The following is a 15,666-nucleotide window of genomic DNA, read 5'->3' on the forward strand; positions in this document are numbered from 1 at the left end:
CGTGAGCGAAATACCCAAGATTCTCGCCGGACGCGTCGCGGTGGTGACCGGAGCCAGCCGCGGTATCGGCAAGGGCATTGCCCTGGAGCTGGGCGCGGCGGGTGCGACCGTCTTCGTCACCGGGCGCACCACCACGCCCGGACACCTGCCGGGGACGGTGCACGCCACCGCCGCCGAGATCGACGAACTCGGCGGGACCGGCGTCGCCGTGGTGTGCGATCACCGCGACGACGCGGCGGTGGAGAAGCTGTTCGAGCGGGTGAAATACGAGTGCGGGCAGCTCGATGTGCTGGTGAACAATGTGTACAACTCCCCCGCCGCGGCGCGCTGGCTCGGCCGCAAGTTCTGGGAGGTGCCGCCCAAGGCGTGGGACGAGACATTCGACATCGGGGTGCGATCACATTATGTGGCAAGCGTTTTCGCGGCGCCGCTGCTGATCGACGCGGGCGGGCTGATCGTGAACGTGTCTTCGCCCGGGGCGCAACGGTATATGCACAATGCCGTCTACGGCGTGGGCAAGACCGCGGTGGACCGGCTCACCGCCGATTTCGCGCACGACCTCGCCGAGACCGGCGTGACGGCGGTCTCGCTGTGGCCCGGCATTGTGGATACCGAACTGCTGCAACTGGTTCCGGCCGACGACCAGGGCCGCCGCCTGGTCACCCTGCCCGGTGAGGGCACCTTCGACCTGGCCGCCGCCGAATCGCCCCGCTTCCCGGGCCGCGCGGTGGTGGCCCTGGCCGCCGATCCCGACCGGAAGGCGCGCAGCGGCGCGGCCTGGAAGGTGGCCGATCTCGCCGAAATCTATGGCTTCACCGATATCGACGGGCGCGTCCCGCGCGCCGACTAAACCCGAAGACGTTCCCGGAGAACAGGAGTACAGAACAGTGATGCGACGCGTTTTCGTCGTGGGCGTGCACATGACGCCGTTCGTGAAGATCGCCTCCCGCGAGTGGACCTATCCGGAGATGGTCGGTGAGGCCGTGCGCGGTGCGCTCGGCGAGGCGGGCATCGGCTACGACCGGGTGCAGCGCGCCGCCGTCGGCTACGTCTTCCAGCCCTCGGCCGCGGGCCAGCGCGCGCTCTACGACATCGGCCTGACCGGTATTCCGGTGGTCAATGTGAACAACAACTGCGCCACCGGATCCACCGCCTTGATGCTGGCCCGCGAATGGGTCGGCAGCGGGATCGCCGATGTCGCCCTGGCGGTGGGCTTCGAGCAGATGACCAAGGAATCCATGGCCGGACCGGCGACCAAGCCCAAGGCCACCACCGTGGACCCGCACCTGAAGGTCATGCGCGAGCAGTACGACTTCAGCCAGGCGCCGATCACCACGCAGTTCTTCGGCAATGCCGCCATCGAGCACATGAAGCGCTACGGCACCACGCCCGAGCAGCTGGCGGCGGTCGCGGTGAAGAACCACGAGCATTCGACGCGGAATCCCTTGGCGCAGTTCCAGGATGCGTACACCCTCGAACAGGTGCTCACCGACAAGCCGGTGTACGGGCCGCTGACCCGCTCGCAGTGCTCCCCCATGTCCGACGGCGCGGCCGCGGCCGTGGTGGTCAGCGAGGAGTTCGTGCGCGAGCACGGGCTCGAGGGGCAGGCGATCGAGATTCTCGCGCAGGAGCTCGCCACCGACGACGCGACCTCCTTCTCGACCGGATCCATGATCGATGTGGTCGGCGCGCCCATGACCCGCGCGGCGGCCGGAAAGGTGTTCGCCACCGCGGGAATCGGCATCAACGACGTCGATGTGATCGAGCTGCACGACTGCTTCAGCATCAACGAGCTCATCACCTACGAGGCGCTGGGCCTGTGCGGCGAGGGCGAATCCGGGGCGCTGGCCGAATCCGGCGCCACCACCTACGGCGGCGCCTGGGTGGTGAATCCGTCCGGCGGCCTCATCTCCAAGGGCCACCCGCTCGGCGCCACCGGACTCGCGCAGGCCACCGAATTGTCCTGGCAGCTGCGCGGACTCGCGGGCGACCGGCAGGTGGCGGGCGCGCGCACCGCGCTGGCGCACAACCTCGGTCTCGGCGGCGCGGTGGTGGTCACCCTGTACGCCGTCGGCACGCTCTGACAGCCACTATTCGCAGGGAGTTGGAAACGCAATGACCACAATCGATCCCGAGACCCGGCTGCGGATGCCCGTGCACAACGGCCACGCGCTGGTCGCCGGACTGCGGCGGCACCGCGATCGGCCGGTGCTCACCCTCGGCGACGCCGTCCTCACCGGCGGTGAGGTGCTCGACGCCATCAGCCGCTATATCGCCGCCTTCGCCGCGCACGGCGTGGGCACCGGCACGCCGGTGGGCGTGCTCGCGCTAAATCGCCCGGAGGTGCTGTTCACCATTGGCGCGGGGCAGATCGTGGGCTCACGGCGCACCGCGCTGCATCCCATCGGCGGGCTGGACGATCACGCGTATGTGCTTGCCGACGCCGGTATTTCGACGCTCATCCTGGATCCGGTGCCCGCGTTCGTGCAGCGCGCACGGGATCTGGTCGACCGGGTGCCGGGGCTGACCAAGGTGCTGGTACTGGGCCCGGTGCCGGAGGCGCTCGCCGATGTGGGCATCGACCTGCTTGCCGCGGCCGACGGGTACGCGCCGCAGCCGGTCGAGGCCGCCGATCTGCTGCCCGACGATGTCATCTCCATCAGCTACACCGGTGGCACCACCGGCAAGCCGAAGGGTGTCATCGGCACCTCGCAGTGCATGTCGGCCATGACGCAGATCCAGCTGTCGGAATGGGAATGGCCCAAACATCCGAAGTTCCTGATCTGCACGCCGCTGTCGCATGCGGGCGCGGCGTTCTTCCTGCCGGTGGTGCTGCTGGGCGGGCAGTGCGTGGTGCTGCCGCGCTTCGATGCCGGAGAAGTGTTGCGCGCCATCGAGGAACACAAGATCTCGGCCACCATGCTGGTGCCGTCCATGCTGTACGCGCTGCTGGATCACCCGGATTCGCGGACGCGGGATCTCTCCTCGCTGGAGACGGTGTACTACGGCGCCTCGGCCATCGATCCGAATCGCTTGCAGGAGGCCATCGATCGGTTCGGGCCGATCTTCGCGCAGTACTTCGGGCAGTCCGAAGCGCCCATGGCCATCAGCTATCTCGCCAAGGACGAGCACGACAAGGAGCGGCTCACCTCCTGCGGGCGGCCGTCGACCGCGATCCGGGTGGCATTGCTGGACGACAAGGACGATGTCGTCGCCCCCGGTGAGGTCGGGGAAATCTGTGTGTCCGGGCCGCTGCTCGCGGCCGGGTACCTGAATCTGCCCGAGGTCACCGCGGACACCTTCAAGAACGGGTGGCTGCGCACCGGTGACCTGGCGCGGCAGGACGAGGACGGGTTCCTGTTCATTGTCGGCCGCAGCAAGGACATGGTCGTCACCGGCGGGTTCAACGTCTTCCCGCTCGAGGTGGAAGACGTTGTCTCCGAACATCCCAAGGTCCGCGATGTGGCCGTCGTCGGCGTGCCCGACGCGCATTGGGGCGAGGCCGTCACCGCCGTGCTGGTGCTCGATCCGGAGACCGCCGCCGATCCGGCCGCCGTGGACGCCGTGACCGCCGAGATCCAGCAGGCCGTGAAGCAGCGCAAGGGTTCGGTACAGGTGCCCAAGCATGTCCTCGTCATCGACGAGCTGCCGCTCACCGGGCTGGGCAAGCCCGATAAGAAGGCCGTCCGCGTGATCGCTCAGGAACGCCTGGGCCTGGCCTGATCACCCGCTGGCAGGCGTGATCGAGGCCCCAACAACCTCGATCACGCCTGCTCGGCACGGGGCGGAGCCGCCCGCAGGGTGCGCAGCCAGGCCGCGCCCCGGCGGGCGCTGGCGACTCCTGTTTCCACCACCGCACGAGTCACGAAGTGCCCCAATGCCGTCGCGATAAACATCACCGCAATGAGAATCGGCGCGTACTCCCATGTCAGCGCCAGCAAGACGCGTTCGACCGTGCCGCGCGGCTCCACGACCGGCTCCCAGCTGTTGGGCCGCACCCAGCGGCCGAGGAAAACGCCTATGGCGCACAGGAAATGGACCGCGATCGTCACCGGCAGCCGCCAGGCCGACAGCCCCGACCGCTCCAGGAACCGCCCCATCTCGGCGAGGACCAGGTAGTAGGCGAGGAATCCGGAGGCGATGAACGCCCCGTACACCGGCAGCACCGTGCTCACCACGGGCCCGTCGCCGACCGCGTGCACGTCGTAGCGCAGATGCACGAGATCGGTCACCACATAGGGCGCGTTCGGCAGGAACAGCACGATCAGCCCGACCCCGGCCCACCACACCGGTGATACGGGCAGCCGCCCCGGCTTCACGGTGCCCGCCCGAAACACCAGCAGCGCCAACGCCACCGGTATCCACGCCAGAATCGTATTCCACGCCAACCAGAAGAAATTGCGGCTCAGAACCCCAGAGAGGCTCGGCGCCACCGCATCCACCAAGTCCATGCCGATCATCATGCCCACGTCGCGGCCCGATCCGCCCCCGGTTATCCGCTCCCGGCCCCGATCCACACGAAACCCACACGAATCGTCCACGGGGTTTCGGGCATACATCGACCGGGCGCCGCAGTCATGCGGCGCCCGGTCGTAAGTCTGTATTCAGCGCGTCAGGAGAACTTGATCTCGAGCCCGATGCCGAGAATCGAGATCAGCCAGATCACACCGATGAAGATGGTGATGCGGTCGAGGTTCTTCTCGACGACGGTGGATCCCGACAGGCTGGACTGCACTCCGCCACCGAAAAGGCTGGACAGACCCCCGCCCTTCGCGCGGTGCAACAGCACCAGCAGCACCAGCAACACGCTGGTGATGATCAGGAGGATATCCAGGAACATGCGCACTCCGGAGATTCTATGCGGTGGTCACACTCGCGGCCGCATCCACCCTGTTCGTAGCCGCGCTCCGGCCGATGGTCGCCTTGTAATGGTGACCGAGCGCACAACGATACGACCAGCACGCGTACCGGTGTTGGAGGAGCCATGGCCGACGAGACCGTACCGGCGAGGCAGCGTTGGAATCACGTGCGCCAGCAGGCGAAAACAGTACTCGGATTCGTGATCACGGCATATATCTCGGTGCGCGCCATCCTCGGCGCGGCAACCGCAATCCTCATAGTTCTCTGGTGCGTCGCATACCTCTGGGACTCCACTGAACCGACCACCCCCGTCAGCCCCGGCGGTCCGTCCTTTCCCGTGCTCATCAAACCGCATGTCCCCTCCCTGACCACGGTCACCTCGCCACCGGCCTTCCCCCGCTGACCGAACCGGCCATCGCCCGGCGCTGTCCGGGCATACCGTAGGTGGCATGGAATCGTCACTACGTCCGGAAGCGGGTTGGAGATGATCGATGTGGACCGTACGAGGTTCATCGCGGGTTTGCCGAAGGCCGAACTGCATCTGCATCTGCATCTGGAGGGGACGCTGGAGCCGGAGCTGAAATTCCGTCTGGCGCAACGTAATGGGATCGACCTCGCCGAGCGGTCCGTCGACGAGGTGCGTGCCACCTACAAGTTTCATGATCTGACCTCGTTCTTGCAGGTCTACTACCCGGCCATGCAGGTGCTGCAGCAGCCTCAGGATTTCACCGATCTGGCGTTCGACTATCTGACGCGCGCCCACCGGGACGGCATCCGGCATGTCGAGATGTTCTTCGACCCGCAGGCGCACACCGGCCGCGGTGTTCCGTTCGACTCGGTGATCTCCGGGTATCGGGCCGCGATCATCAAGGCGCGCAGCGAATTCGGGATTTCCGCCGAACTGATCCTGTGCTTCCTTCGCGACCACTCCGCCGAGTACGCCATGGCCACGCTGCTGGAAGCCCTGCCGTACAAGGACTGGATCATCGGGGTCGGACTCGATTCCGACGAGCGCGGCAATCCGCCGAGCAAGTTCGCGGCCGTCTTCGCGCGCGCCCGCCGCGAAGGATTCCAGCTGACGATGCACTGCGATATCGACCAGGTCGATTCCATCGAGCACATCCGCCAAGCCCTCGAGGACATCGGCGTGGACCGAATCGACCACGGCACCAACATCATCGAGGACGAGCGCCTGATCGACCTGGCCGCGGCCCGCGGCACGGCCTTCACCTGCTGCCCGGTCTCGAACTCGTTCGTCACCGAGCAGATGAAATCCGACGAGATCCGCACCCTGCTCGACCGCGGCCTACTCGTCACCGTCAACAGCGACGATCCCGCCTACTTCGACGCGTACGCCGCCGACAACTACACCGCCCTCGCCGCCCACGCCGACCTCACCCTCGACCAGCTGACCACCCTGGCCAAGAACTCCTTCCGCGCATCCTGGATCTCCACCGCCAGACTCCACGACTACCTGCGCGAGATCGACGACTACGTCCGCGACTTCGAATGATGTCGGCGATCAGAGCCCTTCTAGAATCACGTTCTAGAATGCTATTCTAACGGGGTGGCTCGGACCGAGACCGTCCTGATGACCGGGTCCCGCCCCGGCGAGATCCTTTCCGCGGCATTGGCCGCGTTTGCCGAGCACGGCGTCGCAGGCGCGTCGATCGAGGAGATCCGCCGCCGCAGCGGCGCGAGCGTCGGCTCGATCTACCACCACTTCCCCGGCGGCAAAGAGGCAATCGCAGCCGCGTTGTACGCCGAGGGTTTGCGTGACTACCAGGACGGCTTCGTGAACGTGCTCGGATCCGCGTCGTCGACTCGGCACGGTGTCGAGGATGCGGTCACCCACCACCTGACATGGGTGACAGAGCACGCCGACCTCGCCAGGTTCATCTTCCTGCTCGGCCGCGACCCGGGTGGAGGGGATGCGGCCGGACAAGAACTACGGCGGATCAATCGGCGCTTCTTCACGGCGGTGCGCGCGTGGATGCGACCGCGCGTCGCTGCCGGTGAGCTACGCGATCTGCCGACGGAGGTGGTGACCGCATTGTGGATCGGACCGAGCCAGGAGCTGGCCCGGCACTGGCTGGCCGGGCGGATCGGATTCTCACCGGTAGACGCGGCCGCCGAACTGTCCGCCGCGGCCTGGCGATCCCTGTCCGGGTAGTCCAGAAAGGAGCGGCAATCATGAGCGGACTGTCCAACCCCGCCGCCAAGACCCCGGTGATCGATATGTGGGCGCCGATTGTGCCGACTCGGGAGGTCATGGACCATGTCGCGGCGAATCTGCCCGCGGAGCTGCTGGCCTACCTGCGTGTATTCACCGGCCTCGACATCACCGCCGAGCAATACGCGGCCACCGCGCCGAGTCTGGCGCGCACCGACGAGCAGATCCTCGCCGACCTCGACCACGCGGGAATCGCCTGGACGATGGTGACCGGCTTCGACGAACGCACCAGTTGCGGTACGACATTCGTCGCCAACGATATCGTCGGCGCGCTGGTCGAACGGCATCCGGGCCGGTTCATCGCCTTCGCCGGAGCCGACGTGCTCGCGGGCGATCGCGCCGTCGCCGACCTCGACTACTGGATCGCCCAACGCGGATTCCGCGGATTGTCGTTGCGCCCGTTCATGATCGGCCGTCCCGCCAGCGACCCGTTCTACGCCACGTGCGTCGAGCTCGACGTTCCGGTCAGCATCCACAGATCGCACAACTGGACCCGCACTCGCCCATCCGACCTCGGCCATCCCCGCCACATCGACGATATCGCCTGCCGTTTCCCGGATCTGACGATCATCATGAGCCATGCCGGTTACCCGTGGGTTCTCGAAGCCTGCCTGATCGCATGGAAACATCCCCACGTCTACCTCGAGCTGGGCGCACACCGGCCGCGGTACTTCACCGCGCCGGGGGCGGGGTGGGAACCGCTGGTGCGTTACGGCACGACCACTATCGCCGACAAGGTCGTCTACGGCACCGGCGCATTCCTGATCAACCGTCCACCCGCCGAGCTCCTCGAAGAGATGCGCGCACTGCCGATTCCACCCGACATCACTCGGAAATGGCTGTGGGACAACGCTGCGAGTCTCATGGGCATCACCCGATGATCCCACCGCGGCCCACGCCGACGCGGGTTCGATACGACCGGACCGGGCAGACCTATGCCCGCACGCGCCGACCCGATCCACGCATCGCCGCGGTCATCGACGAGGCATTGCGGGGCGCGGCGACCGTGGCGAACATCGGTGCGGGCACCGGGTCCTACGAACCGGCACACACCGTCGTCGCGGTGGAACCCAGCCACATCATGATCGCCCAACGAGCGCCCGGCGCAGCGCCGACGGTGCGAGCTCGTGCCGAGCACCTCCCGATACGGTCCGGCGCCGTGGACGCCGCGCTGGCGGTGCTGACCGTCCACCACTGGAGCGACCTCGACCGCGGCATCGCCGAAATGCGCCGCATCGCCCGCCGCCGCGTGGTCATCCTCACCTGGGATCACGATGTCTTCCAGCGGTTCTGGCTGCTGCGCGACTACCTCCCCGCCGCCGCGCGCACCGACGCAGCCCTGGCCGTCCCGATCACCAGACTGGTCTCGCTGCTCGGCAAGGTGACAGTCCGTCCCGTTCCCATCCCGCACGACTGCGCGGACGGGTTCGGCGGCGCCTTCTGGCGCCGCCCCCACGCCTACCTCGACCCCACCGTCCGAGCGGGCATGTCGATGCTCGCGCTGACCCCGAAACACGAACTGCAGCAAGGACTGTCGAGACTGCAAGCCGACCTCGAAACCGGGAAATGGGAACGCCGCTACAACCACTTGCGCAACTGCCCACAGCTGGATCTCGGGTACCGGCTCCTCATCACCGACCTCCCCGAACAGTGCCGCGCGACATCGGCCTGAAGGTTGGCTGCCATGCGGAGCAGTGTGCATTCGACCACTCGGCACCGGGGAAGACCCGCAAACCACCCCTCGGCTCATGACACCGGGCCTAGCGTCTGGGCATGAACTGGTCTTCACCAATCTCCTCGCCGGATGACCCGTCCTACACGCTGCCGAACGCATGGGAGTTCGCCGACGAACGCCTTGCCCTACTCGGCGCAGCCTACGACTCGCCGAGTATCGCGCTCGCCCAACGACTGGGTGTGCGTGCAGGATGGCGGTGCCTGGAAGCCGGAGCAGGCGGCGGCTCCTTCGCACGATGGCTGTGTAGTGCGGTACTACCCACCGGTCGAGTGCTCGCAGTCGACGCCGACCCCCGCCACCTCACCGACTTGCCCAGCCTCGGCGGCGAAGTCGCCCACCTCGACCTCGTCTCCGACGACATCCCCGAAGGCGCATTCGATTTCGTCCACACCCGATTCGTCCTGCTGCACATTGCCGACAGAGACATCGTCCTCGACCGATTGGCCCGCGCACTGGCACCCGGCGGCGTTCTCATGCTCGAGGAAGGCGACGGCCTCGGCGTCCCCGATGAAATGCCAGGCGCATTCGGCGAAGTCTGGCGCGCCTTCGCCCACTCGACCGAAATCGCAGGCGCAAACCAATCATGGGCCCGAACCCTGCCCACCCACTTGGAGTCACTCGGGCTCGTCGATATCCACGCCGAGGCGGACATCCCGATCTTCCGCGGAGCCTCACCCATGGCACGCATGTGGAACCTGACCTGGCAACAGGCCCACAACACCTTGGTCACCCTCGGTGTCGCCCCGGAAGTGATCGCCGCAGCCCAGACCGAGCTGGAAAACGAACAGCATTGGCTATTCGCCCCGCCAACGGTCCGCACATGGGCCCGCCGCACTCTCTGAGCGAGCCGTCACTACTGCCGCTTACAAGCCTGTTCGAACCCGCCAGGTCGCAGCAGCAGAACACACCATCATGCCGATTTCAATACGGTGCCCAGCTCCGGCGATGATCGAGCACATGACCGAATGGCAACTTCAGGTTCCCCTAGCCGAGCTACGCAGGTCTCTCGAATGGCTTATGGACTATGTCGAGGCCGCCACCGCCGGAGACACCGTTCACCTGGACCAGGACTACTTCTGGTCGGTTCCTCCGGATGAGCTCTACGACGTCGACCGCGCCCCGGTCAACCTGACAATCGGCCAGCTTTCCTGGTCATGGCAGCATGTACGAGATCTGCTGGCCGATCCGGATCGCGCTGTCGGGCATCACTTGATCTGGTTGTCGGAAGTGCTGCGGGCGGTCGGCCATAAACTGCCCTGAACCGTTCACACCGACATGTCGCTAGGTGGGCGGTCCAGCACCAGGTGTGATGCACCCTCGATCAACGCTGAGTCACCGAGCTATCGATGACTTCGTCGACATGGAAGTAGCCGACAATCCGGGCGCCTTCGGTAACAACGACGACGGAACCAACTTGGACCGTATAGGCACCGGTGTTGTCGACGATCAGCCATCCGGCGCTGGCAGGTGATTGCCATGCCGAGCGATCATCAACCCGCATTACCCACGATGCCAGACCATCTGGCCACGGAACGGAAGCTCGCCATGAAAACGCACGGCGACATTCTGACGCATGATCGAGGCTCCGCATCGGGCGCACTGTCCTGCACTATGCTGCGCTCAACCGATGGCTATTGGGGTGCCGGAAGTGGCAGGGCCACCGTTAGAGGCCGTCGATCGCGGCGCCGAGGTCCGCGCCGTAGCTGGCCCAGCACAGAATCGATTCTCCCGTCCCAGGCCGAGGACCCATGAACCAGTCTCCGTAGTGGTTGCGATGGTCTACCGAGCGGGCAAGGCACAGGCTGGAAAAACCGATGATCAGGTCGACCGCCAGGGGTGCACCCTGGTTTGGGTGAGATGCATCCAGGAATACCGGAGTGCTGGGATCCAGCAATTCCACAGCGTTGTCGTCAGCGCGCTGACGGATCTCTTCGAGAGTCCAGCCATCAGGGAGAGTGCTCGTGTCTACCACCGAATGATTCTTTCCCAGTCGCTATTCCGGCGCTCCATCGGCCTCATCCAGGGTCATACGACGGCCACAAAGGGTTGTCGACTTCAACTGCTGTGGCACCGCACTCCGGCACGACGGGCAATCCGCTCGCTGCCCACGAAGAGGTGGAATTCGTTGTTCTCATCGATCCGCACGGTCTTGTCGGATGATTCTGCAACCAGTCGGGCCACGGTCGCTCGGACAGCGGTGACGAAATGCTCTGGCCACTGGACCTTCCGCACGGCCAGCACTGTTGTGCGGTCGGCCTCAGCCAGGCCAAAAGAGAATGTCTGGGTCTGCCCGGGTTCGATTGCAGGCAGATCGGCCACAGTGCCAGGCGGGGTGTCATCGTGCGGGTTGAAAGCATAATGCTGCCAAGGGCTTTCCCCGAACCGGTAGCACAAGATGCCGTGGTAGCGTGCGTCGTACCAAGCGAATTGCATTGCTGAGGCGCTGAACTCCGCGATCTGTGCAGATGTCGGAGCGTTGACACTCATGAGGAACAGCCCCCCATCCGTGGTAAGGATAAGCTCCGATCCGGGCCAACGCTGAATACCCGAATCGTAGTGGTCACCAACGAGCAGTTTGAGTGGGTCACGCATACGACCATCCTTACCTGCTGGATGAGTTCATGCCTGTGCCGAAAGCACTCATGCCGCTTCCCGCGCGGTCTGCGCGGCCAACCGATGGCTGTTTCAGCTGATCTCCTTGCCGCCCGGACGGAAACTGATCTGCTGTCGCCGCACGCCACTGACCAACGGGCGGAAGCGCCGATCACCCGACAGGAAACGGCCCTTCTGCGAGCCGGATGAAGCTGCGCTCCAACGTGCGATCCGGCCGTCCGGAAAGGCGCGGCGTTAGTAGCTGCTCCGCTAGGGCGGATCGACTGCGGAGGTGCGCGAGTGTCGAACCAAATGCGTACGGTAGGAATGAGATACAGGAGTTGACCGTGATTCGCGGGCGGGGGTGGTGATGACCGACTGGTGTAGGTTCACCGACCGACTCACTGACCAGGTGGCCACGCTCCCCGAGAACGTGGTTGTGGACATCGATTGCTTCCGATGGCCGACACCCCCCGTTTTGGCGCAACTGGTACGGCTCAGCGACAGCCTGTGGGCGACCGTCAAAGATCTGCCACGAGTCGGTGCTTCGGGCCCTCTCGATTCCGACTCCGAGCTGATGTCGGCTGTGGGCTGGCAACCGTCAGGAAATCCCGACCACGGAACTCTCTGGTGGATCGAGTTGCCATGGCCGGTATCGGATCTGATCTGTCGGCAATTGGCGACAATGATCGTCACAGGGCTTCGTGACTTCCACCGCATCTCGAGTGCATCAACATTGGCCTACGATGCCTGGGATCTCGATGCGAACGAGCGCACTATCGATCTGCCCCTTTTGGGCATACCAGCACGAGGAATGTAATGAGACGGATCCTGTTCACCTTGAACGGGCAACTCGACCACCCACAGCTGGACACATTGCGTAATGCCCTGGGTCTGGATGGAATCGGGGCGGCGACCGACCCGATCGGTACGATCTTGGGCACTCGCTCCGGTCGTGGCCGGTTGATTCCGACAGCGAAACTGACCCTTCTCCGCAGCGATTCGGACTCGTGGTGGCTCCTGATCGACGAGTCGCCGAAAACGATCGGAGCAGATTATCCAGTCTCGCCCGAGGCGTGGTGTGGCTTGGCCGAGCTCGCCGTCCGCGCAGCAGGACTCACCATCGGTGATCGTAGAGAACTCCCGAGCATACGACCGGACGAAGACTGTAACCAGCTGTGACCAAGCTCAGGAACGCCTCTCGCACTGTCAGCAAGACGGATCGTGAGGCCGGGCGCGGAACTCCATTCGCCGATCATGCCGCAGCTCGTGAGACCTGCAGCTACAGGGACGAGTAGTTTCGGAGCGCATCGACGACGAGTGCGGCTCCGAAAACCACGAAGAGGATGCGGACCGATAGGGGGCCGTAACGGTTCAGGGTGCGGACGACGGTGCGATAGAAACGTTGGGCGCGGGCTGAACGGCGGGTTGCGGTGAATAGGACCAGGATGGGCGGTAGCAGGGCGATCAGGCAGTAGACGACTATGAGTAGTGGCCAGAGGGTTGGACGTGGTTCTCGCACTGTGAGCATTGCGAGGGCGGCCAGGTATGGGACTGCGGTTGGTGCTTGGCCTAGGCCGATGCCTGCTCCGATTAGTCCGAGCATCCATGGTCGTCGGCGGGCTTCGATTGCCCAGGGTGGTGTTGTTCCCGATTTTGCTGGTAGCCGGACGCTGCCGAGGATCAGCAGGACTGCGCCGACGGCGAGTTCGGCCCAATAGCGAACGGTTGGTGTGAGGTCGAAGTGGACCAGGTCTGTCAAGAAGCTCAGGCCGAGTACGGTGCATATGCCGAAAGCGGTTGTGACAGCGAAGATTCCTGTGATGAAGCTCAATGCGCCGGGGACTGGCGAGCGACGGCCTAGGCGGCTGTCGACGACCACCGCGGCGGTGATCCCTATGTTCAGGACGTGTAGGGAATCGAGGAAAGCGAATCCTGCGAGTGCCACTAGTAAGGTCAGCATGACGCTACCGACCATACGGTAGGTGGGGTCAGTGCTTGTGGGCCAGCACGTTGACCACGGTGCCGTCGGGGTCCTCGACGAAGAAGCGCCGCACTCCCCAGAGTTCGTCGGTGAGGGGGTAGACGATCTTCGCGCCGCGGCGCACTGCTTCGGTGTATGCCGCGTCTACGAGGGGCGGATCGCCGAGGTCGATGCCGAATCGCGGTGTGGGGGTTTCGGTTCGGGGTGGGAGCACGATGACTTGGGCTGCCGGGTTGCCGGGGGCGCGTAGCCCGAGGACGGGGTTTCGCATGGCGATCTCCAGTCCGAAGACGCTGGAGTAGAACTCCGCGGAAGCCTCCGGATCGTCGACGGCGATATAGGGGTGGATGCGTTCGATCATCTGATGATCTTTGCGGCCGACAGGCGATGATCGCTTGTACGAATCGGAACACGACCGGAGTCGGGCATTGTCGACCCGACGGGATTCGAACCCGCATCTCCCGCCGTGACAGGGCGGTGCTTTGACCAATTGGGCTACGGATCGTGGTGTGGCGCGGAAGACAGAGAACTCGAATCCCAAGCCCGGAGGCTCAACACCGCTAGCAACGGGTTCCGGCTCCCTGGCCGGTTTGTCTTCCTGAATGTCCGCTGCTCCGGGGAGTTTGCGGTACAGCAACATTCGCAGGGCGGGCGGAGGGCCGCAAGCCATTTTCAGGCGGGCGGTCAGGCGATCTTGCGGCGGTAGATGAACATGGCCACCGCATAGGAGATGACGAGGAGGCCGACGCACCAGGCGAGGGACACCCAGATGTCGGCGCCGACCGGCTGCTGGTCGAGGAGGTTGCGGATGGCGTTGACGATGGAGGTGGTGGGCTGGTTCTCGGCGAAGGCGCGGACGGGGCCGGGCATGGAGTCGGTGGGGACGAAGGCCGAGCTGACGAAGGGCAGGAAGATCAGGGGGTAGGAGAAGCCGCCCGCGCCGTCGACGGTCTTCGCGGTGAGGCCGGGGATGACGGCCAGCCAGGTCAGGGCGATGGTGACGAGGAGGAGGATCCCGGCGACGCCCAGCCAGGGCAGAATGCCCGCGCTGGAGCGGAAACCCATGACCAGGGCGACGAGCACGACAAGCACGATGGAGAGCAGGTTGGCGACCAGCGAGGTCAGCACGTGCGCCCACAGGATGGACGAGCGTGCGATGGGCATGGACTGGAAGCGCTCGACGATGCCGTTGGACATGTCCATGAAGAGGCGGAATGCGGTGTAGGCGATGCCCGAGGCGATGGTGATCAGCAGGATGCCGGGCAGGAGGTAGTTCACATAGTCGTCCGAGCCGGTCTGAATCGCGCCGCCGAACACGTAGCGGAAGAGCAGCAGAAACGCGATCGGCATGATCGTGGTCGTAATGATGGTGTCGGGGCTGCGTGCGATATGGCGCAGGGACCGGCCCAGCAGATAGCCGGTGTCACCGAAGAATTGGGTGGTCATCGCTGATCCTTACTCGTCACCGACGAGGGCGAGGAAGACGTCCTCCAGCGTGGGCTGCTTCTCGACGTATTCGATCTTGGCGGGCGGGAGGAGCGCCTTCAGTTCGCCGAAGGTGCCGTTCACGATGATCCGGCCCTGGTGCAGGATCGCGATCCGGTCGGCGAGTTGTTCGTCCTCCTCCAGATACTGGGTGGTGAGCAGTACGGTGGTGCCGCCCTCCGCGAGTTTCTTGACGGCCTTCCACACCTCGATGCGCGCCTGCGGGTCGAGCCCGGTGGTCGGCTCGTCCAGGAAGATGACCGGCGGATCCCCGAGCAGGCTCATGGCGATGTCGAGGCGGCGGCGCATGCCACCGGAGTAGGTCGACACCCGTCGCGTACCGGCCTCGGTCAGGGAGAAGCGCTCGAGCAGCTCGTCCGCGACCGCGCCCGCGTTCGGGATCCGCCGCAGATGCGCGATGAGCACGAGATTCTCACGCCCGCTGAGGATTTCGTCGACCGCGGCGAATTGCCCGGTGAGACTGAAGGATTCCCGCACGCGCGCCGGTTGCGCGGCGACGTCGAAACCGTTGACGCTCGCCTCCCCCGCATCGGCCGCGAGCAGCGTGCACAGGATCCGCACGACCGCGGTCTTACCCGCACCATTGGAGCCGAGCAGGGCGAAGATGCTGCCGCGCGCCACCTCGAAATCCACGCCGCGCAGCACATGCAGGTCTTTGTAGGACTTCTCCAGGCCTTGGACCTGGATAGCTGGAGCTTGCTGAGTCGCCATCGAACGGCCCCCACCTCATTGCCATGCATAAGTAGATGTATACGT

General features: G+C 65.2%; 20 protein-coding genes and 1 tRNA gene. 11 read left to right on the top strand and 10 right to left on the bottom strand.

What is annotated here, in order from left to right; genetic code table 11:
- Position 1 precedes the first annotated feature (1 nt).
- Genes NC4_RS30235 through fadD8 form a run of 3 tightly spaced genes read left to right on the top strand, consistent with a single transcriptional unit; the run spans position 2 to position 3,723 of the window.
- Positions 2-850 (top strand): SDR family NAD(P)-dependent oxidoreductase, encoded by an 849-nt coding sequence (locus NC4_RS30235; protein WP_067545006.1) that lies wholly within the window; start codon positions 2-4, stop codon positions 848-850.
- A 37-nt stretch (positions 851-887) separates the two neighbouring features.
- Positions 888-2,084, top strand: a complete 1,197-nt coding sequence (locus tag NC4_RS30240) for a thiolase C-terminal domain-containing protein (RefSeq protein ID WP_157555317.1) — start codon at positions 888-890, stop codon at positions 2,082-2,084.
- Between the two features lie 31 nt (positions 2,085-2,115).
- Positions 2,116-3,723 carry a fatty-acid--CoA ligase FadD8 gene (gene fadD8, locus NC4_RS30245; RefSeq protein ID WP_067545010.1) on the top strand — a complete coding sequence of 536 codons (1,608 nt, stop codon included), beginning with the start codon at positions 2,116-2,118 and terminating at the stop codon, positions 3,721-3,723.
- A gap of 41 nt (positions 3,724-3,764) precedes the next feature.
- On the opposite strand, the gene NC4_RS30250 is transcribed toward fadD8, so the two are convergent.
- Both NC4_RS30250 and secG read right to left on the bottom strand, forming a co-directional pair.
- A complete protein-coding gene (locus tag NC4_RS30250) occupies positions 3,765-4,451 on the bottom strand; it encodes a DUF1361 domain-containing protein (protein ID WP_067545213.1) in 687 nt (228 codons plus the stop codon).
- A gap of 161 nt (positions 4,452-4,612) precedes the next feature.
- Positions 4,613-4,846 (bottom strand): preprotein translocase subunit SecG, encoded by a 234-nt coding sequence (secG, locus tag NC4_RS30255; protein ID WP_067545013.1) that lies wholly within the window; start codon positions 4,844-4,846, stop codon positions 4,613-4,615.
- A gap of 138 nt (positions 4,847-4,984) precedes the next feature.
- On the opposite strand from secG, the gene NC4_RS30260 reads away from it, so the two are divergent.
- The 7 genes from NC4_RS30260 to NC4_RS30290 all read left to right on the top strand — a co-directional run bounded on the left by NC4_RS30260 (position 4,985) and on the right by NC4_RS30290 (position 10,088).
- Positions 4,985-5,263, top strand: coding sequence for a hypothetical protein (locus NC4_RS30260; protein ID WP_067545016.1), 279 nt, complete (start codon positions 4,985-4,987; stop codon positions 5,261-5,263).
- 90 nt (positions 5,264-5,353) lie between these two features.
- A complete protein-coding gene (gene add / locus NC4_RS30265) occupies positions 5,354-6,373 on the top strand; it encodes an adenosine deaminase (protein ID WP_245722029.1) in 1,020 nt (339 codons plus the stop codon).
- 54 nt (positions 6,374-6,427) lie between these two features.
- Positions 6,428-7,033 (top strand): TetR/AcrR family transcriptional regulator, encoded by a 606-nt coding sequence (locus NC4_RS30270; protein ID WP_157555318.1) that lies wholly within the window; start codon positions 6,428-6,430, stop codon positions 7,031-7,033.
- Positions 7,034-7,062: 29 nt separating this feature from the next.
- Positions 7,063-7,974: an amidohydrolase family protein gene (locus tag NC4_RS30275; RefSeq protein WP_067545216.1), complete on the top strand. Its 912-nt coding sequence runs from the start codon at positions 7,063-7,065 to the stop codon at positions 7,972-7,974.
- The gene (locus NC4_RS30280; protein WP_067545025.1) at positions 7,971-8,765 is read left to right on the top strand and encodes a class I SAM-dependent methyltransferase; all 795 of its coding nucleotides are present in this window, start codon (positions 7,971-7,973) and stop codon (positions 8,763-8,765) included. The genes NC4_RS30275 and NC4_RS30280 overlap by 4 nt, the downstream gene beginning before the upstream one ends.
- A gap of 101 nt (positions 8,766-8,866) precedes the next feature.
- Positions 8,867-9,670, top strand: a complete 804-nt coding sequence (locus NC4_RS30285) for a class I SAM-dependent methyltransferase (protein WP_084529918.1) — start codon at positions 8,867-8,869, stop codon at positions 9,668-9,670.
- A 103-nt stretch (positions 9,671-9,773) separates the two neighbouring features.
- On the top strand, positions 9,774-10,088 hold the full coding sequence (locus tag NC4_RS30290) for a hypothetical protein (RefSeq protein ID WP_157555319.1): 315 nt from the start codon (positions 9,774-9,776) through the stop codon (positions 10,086-10,088).
- A 61-nt stretch (positions 10,089-10,149) separates the two neighbouring features.
- On the opposite strand, the gene NC4_RS40665 is transcribed toward NC4_RS30290, so the two are convergent.
- The 3 genes from NC4_RS40665 to NC4_RS30300 all read right to left on the bottom strand — a co-directional run bounded on the left by NC4_RS40665 (position 10,150) and on the right by NC4_RS30300 (position 11,420).
- On the bottom strand, positions 10,150-10,329 hold the full coding sequence (locus tag NC4_RS40665; protein ID WP_157555320.1) for a hypothetical protein: 180 nt from the start codon (positions 10,327-10,329) through the stop codon (positions 10,150-10,152).
- A 162-nt stretch (positions 10,330-10,491) separates the two neighbouring features.
- On the bottom strand, positions 10,492-10,800 hold the full coding sequence (locus NC4_RS30295) for a hypothetical protein (protein WP_067545033.1): 309 nt from the start codon (positions 10,798-10,800) through the stop codon (positions 10,492-10,494).
- 83 nt (positions 10,801-10,883) lie between these two features.
- Positions 10,884-11,420 (bottom strand): hypothetical protein, encoded by a 537-nt coding sequence (locus tag NC4_RS30300; RefSeq protein WP_067545036.1) that lies wholly within the window; start codon positions 11,418-11,420, stop codon positions 10,884-10,886.
- A gap of 370 nt (positions 11,421-11,790) precedes the next feature.
- On the opposite strand from NC4_RS30300, the gene NC4_RS40670 reads away from it, so the two are divergent.
- The gene (locus NC4_RS40670) at positions 11,791-12,240 is read left to right on the top strand and encodes a TY-Chap domain-containing protein (protein ID WP_439957570.1); all 450 of its coding nucleotides are present in this window, start codon (positions 11,791-11,793) and stop codon (positions 12,238-12,240) included.
- Between the two features lie 462 nt (positions 12,241-12,702).
- Here NC4_RS40670 and NC4_RS39525 read toward each other — a convergent pair whose 3' ends face one another.
- The 5 genes from NC4_RS39525 to NC4_RS30320 form a co-directional block, all read right to left on the bottom strand.
- Entirely contained in the window at positions 12,703-13,383 is a 681-nt protein-coding gene (locus tag NC4_RS39525) for a GAP family protein (RefSeq protein ID WP_084529930.1), read from the bottom strand.
- A gap of 28 nt (positions 13,384-13,411) precedes the next feature.
- Entirely contained in the window at positions 13,412-13,765 is a 354-nt protein-coding gene (locus tag NC4_RS30305) for a VOC family protein (protein ID WP_067545039.1), read from the bottom strand.
- Between the two features lie 70 nt (positions 13,766-13,835).
- Positions 13,836-13,909, bottom strand: a tRNA-Asp gene (locus NC4_RS30310).
- 179 nt (positions 13,910-14,088) lie between these two features.
- On the bottom strand, positions 14,089-14,850 hold the full coding sequence (locus NC4_RS30315) for an ABC transporter permease (RefSeq protein ID WP_067545043.1): 762 nt from the start codon (positions 14,848-14,850) through the stop codon (positions 14,089-14,091).
- 9 nt (positions 14,851-14,859) lie between these two features.
- Positions 14,860-15,621, bottom strand: a complete 762-nt coding sequence (locus NC4_RS30320; protein WP_067545045.1) for an ABC transporter ATP-binding protein — start codon at positions 15,619-15,621, stop codon at positions 14,860-14,862.
- Positions 15,622-15,666 lie beyond the last annotated feature (45 nt).

The organism is Nocardia crassostreae, from assembly GCF_001613405.1.
Lineage (GTDB): Bacteria > Actinomycetota > Actinomycetes > Mycobacteriales > Mycobacteriaceae > Nocardia > Nocardia crassostreae.

Bases quoted from the DNA above. Each gene is read 5' to 3' on its own strand.
- fadD8 (WP_067545010.1), top strand. From the start codon at position 2,116: ATGACCACAATCGATCCCGAGACCCGGCTGCGGATGCCCGTGCACAAC.
- NC4_RS30250 (WP_067545213.1), bottom strand. From the start codon at position 4,451: ATGGACTTGGTGGATGCGGTGGCGCCGAGCCTCTCTGGGGTTCTGAGC.
- NC4_RS30260 (WP_067545016.1), top strand. From the start codon at position 4,985: ATGGCCGACGAGACCGTACCGGCGAGGCAGCGTTGGAATCACGTGCGC.
- NC4_RS30280 (WP_067545025.1), top strand. From the start codon at position 7,971: ATGATCCCACCGCGGCCCACGCCGACGCGGGTTCGATACGACCGGACC.
- NC4_RS30285 (WP_084529918.1), top strand. From the start codon at position 8,867: ATGAACTGGTCTTCACCAATCTCCTCGCCGGATGACCCGTCCTACACG.
- NC4_RS30290 (WP_157555319.1), top strand. From the start codon at position 9,774: ATGATCGAGCACATGACCGAATGGCAACTTCAGGTTCCCCTAGCCGAG.
- NC4_RS40665 (WP_157555320.1), bottom strand. From the start codon at position 10,329: ATGCGGGTTGATGATCGCTCGGCATGGCAATCACCTGCCAGCGCCGGA.
- NC4_RS30300 (WP_067545036.1), bottom strand. From the start codon at position 11,420: ATGCGTGACCCACTCAAACTGCTCGTTGGTGACCACTACGATTCGGGT.
- NC4_RS40670 (WP_439957570.1), top strand. From the start codon at position 11,791: ATGACCGACTGGTGTAGGTTCACCGACCGACTCACTGACCAGGTGGCC.
- NC4_RS39525 (WP_084529930.1), bottom strand. From the start codon at position 13,383: ATGCTGACCTTACTAGTGGCACTCGCAGGATTCGCTTTCCTCGATTCC.
- NC4_RS30305 (WP_067545039.1), bottom strand. From the start codon at position 13,765: ATGATCGAACGCATCCACCCCTATATCGCCGTCGACGATCCGGAGGCT.
- NC4_RS30315 (WP_067545043.1), bottom strand. From the start codon at position 14,850: ATGACCACCCAATTCTTCGGTGACACCGGCTATCTGCTGGGCCGGTCC.
- NC4_RS30320 (WP_067545045.1), bottom strand. From the start codon at position 15,621: ATGGCGACTCAGCAAGCTCCAGCTATCCAGGTCCAAGGCCTGGAGAAG.